Below are 2,298 nucleotides of genomic sequence, written 5' to 3'. Positions count from 1 at the left end.
GGTGGCGCGGCTCGCGAACGTGCTGGTCGTGCTGAGCCCCACCGACACCGCATTCGAATCGCACGCGCCGGCCTTCACCGGCTGGGCCGCGCGCGTCGGCGGCGAGACCCGCGCGCAGACGGTGGCCAACGGCCTGGCCGAGCTGCTGGCGCGCGGTGCACACGCCGACGACTGGGCGCTGGTGCACGATGCCGCGCGCTGCCTGGTGCGCCCCGAGTGGATCGACCGCCTGATCGACGTGTGCCTGCACGATGCGGTCGGCGGCCTGCTGGCGCTGCCGCTGGCCGACACGCTGAAGCACGAGGTGCAGGGCCGCAGCGAAGCCACGCTGGAGCGTCGCCACAAGTGGCAGGCGCAGACGCCGCAGATGTTCCGCATCGGCCGGCTGCGCGAGGCGCTGCTGCATGCCGGCGACCAGGTCACCGACGAGGCGAGCGCGATCGAGGCGCAGGGCCGCTCGCCGCTGCTGGTGCGCGGCGCGCTGGAGAACCTGAAGATCACCTACCCGGACGACTTCGCGTTGGCCGAACGACTGCTGAGGACGCGCTGATGAATCCGAACCGCAACAAGCTGCCGGCGATGCGCATCGGCGAGGGCTGGGACACGCACCAGCTGGTGGCCGACCGCAAGCTGGTGCTGGGCGGCGTCGAGATCCCGCACACGCACGGGCTGCTCGGCCATTCCGATGCCGATGCGCTGTGCCATGCGCTGACCGATGCGCTGTTCGGTGCCGCCGCGCTCGGCGACATCGGCAAGCATTTCCCCGACACCGACCCGCAGTTCCACGGCGCCGATTCGCTCGCGTTGCTCGCCGAGGCGGCGCGCCGCGTGCGGGCCGAGGGCTGGGAGATCGCCAATGTCGACAGCACCATCGTTGCGCAGCAGCCGAAGATGGCGCCGCACATCCTGACGATGCGCCAGCGCCTGGCCGGTGCGCTCGGCCTCGATGTCGACCGGGTCAACGTGAAGGCCAAGACGGCCGAGAAGATGGGCCCGGTCGGCCGCCTCGAAGCGATCGAGGCGCGCGCGGTCTGCCTGCTGATCAAGCCGTGAATCGGTAGCCCGGATGCCAATCCGGGACGCTGCCGCGCCGCCGCCAGCACACCCACGCGAGCCCGCACACCATCATCAGCACCACCGCCGGCTCCGGCACCGGCGTCACCAGGAACGCGCGGCTGCCGAGCGTGGTGACGATGAACTGCCCGCGGTCGTTGATTTCGCTCGCGTACAGGAAGAGGTCGTTGAACGACGGGTCGGCATTGACGAACGTCAGGTCGTTGACGTCGACCGGGTCGCTGCCGTTCGGGCCTGTGATGAAGGCATGGGAATAGAGGTAGGGCGAGAAGGTGTAACTGCCCGCGATCTGGCCCAGGTTGTTGATCGCGCTGCCCCCCGCATAGAACTCCTCCCGACCCCCCTGGAACGTGACCAGCTGCTCCAGGTCGATCCTCTTCACGGCACCGTTTGCTTGGGTGAGGAAGACACCGCCGTCCGGGCCATAGAACCTCGCGGCGCCGCTCAGCACCTGACCGCGGTCGTTGATGTCTGAAACGCCAGAGATCGTGTCGATGTTGTCGTAGTCGTAGCCGGGAACCTTCACCTCGGTCAGCGCCTGGTTGCTCGCGTCGGCCAGCGCGCCGCGCGAGCGCACCGGCTCCGTCGGGTCGCCGCGCACGCGGTTCTCTGCATTGACCGCCACCGTGCCGGCGGCATTGATGCCGTTGGCCGTCGAGGTCGCGCCGCCCAGCGTGCCGATCGGCTGGATGGCGCCGGCGCCCGGCTTGGTGACGAATCCGCGCTGCAGCCCGTCGGCGTTGATGAAGTTGCCGGTGACCTGGCCGCCGGCATTGATCTTCGACGCCGTGCTGTTGCCGGCCGACCCGAGGCTGCGCGGCGTGGCGCCGGGGCCTTGCATCACGAAGGCGCGGGTGTCGTCCGGTGCGTCGCCGTTGTCGGCGTTGATCGACGAGGTGCCGACGACCCAGCCCTGGTTGTTGATGGCGGACGCCTTGTTCCAGCTGCCGCCCAGCGTCGGGATGCTGGTCAGGCCGATGCCGTTGGCGCCGGTCACGAAGGCCATGTAGGTGTCGTCGGACGACCAGCCGTTGTTGCCGCGCGCATAGGCATAGCCGACCACCTGGCCGCTGTCGTTCAGGCCGGTCGCGACCATGCCGATCCAGTCGCCGCCGAAGCCGCCGAGGTCGGTCAGCAGGTACTCGCCGGCCTGCGCGAGCGGGGCGGTGGCCAGCAAGGCGCCGGAGGTGCCCAGCGTCGCCAGCAGGCGGCCCAGGCGGTGCT

At 70.1% G+C, this 2,298-nt stretch carries 2 protein-coding genes and 1 pseudogene; 2 read left to right on the top strand and 1 reads right to left on the bottom strand.

Features of this window, described 5'->3' with window-relative positions; genetic code table 11:
- Both AC1D01_RS30850 and ispF read left to right on the top strand, forming a co-directional pair.
- The coding region (locus AC1D01_RS30850; protein WP_477873235.1) for an IspD/TarI family cytidylyltransferase at window positions 1-550 on the top strand (550 nt) is incomplete at its 5' end.
- Window positions 550-1,053: a 2-C-methyl-D-erythritol 2,4-cyclodiphosphate synthase gene (ispF, locus tag AC1D01_RS30845; RefSeq protein WP_477873233.1), complete on the top strand. Its 504-nt coding sequence runs from the start codon at window positions 550-552 to the stop codon at window positions 1,051-1,053. The genes AC1D01_RS30850 and ispF, both read left to right, overlap by 1 nt.
- Here ispF and AC1D01_RS30840 read toward each other — a convergent pair.
- Window positions 1,043-2,298, bottom strand: a pseudogene (locus AC1D01_RS30840) (hypothetical protein); the annotation flags it as partial. The gene ispF and the pseudogene AC1D01_RS30840 sit on opposite strands and share 11 nt — an antisense overlap.

This window comes from Rhizobacter sp. P3_B12, assembly GCF_056402895.1.
This window is presented reverse-complemented; position numbering and strand designations above follow the sequence as displayed.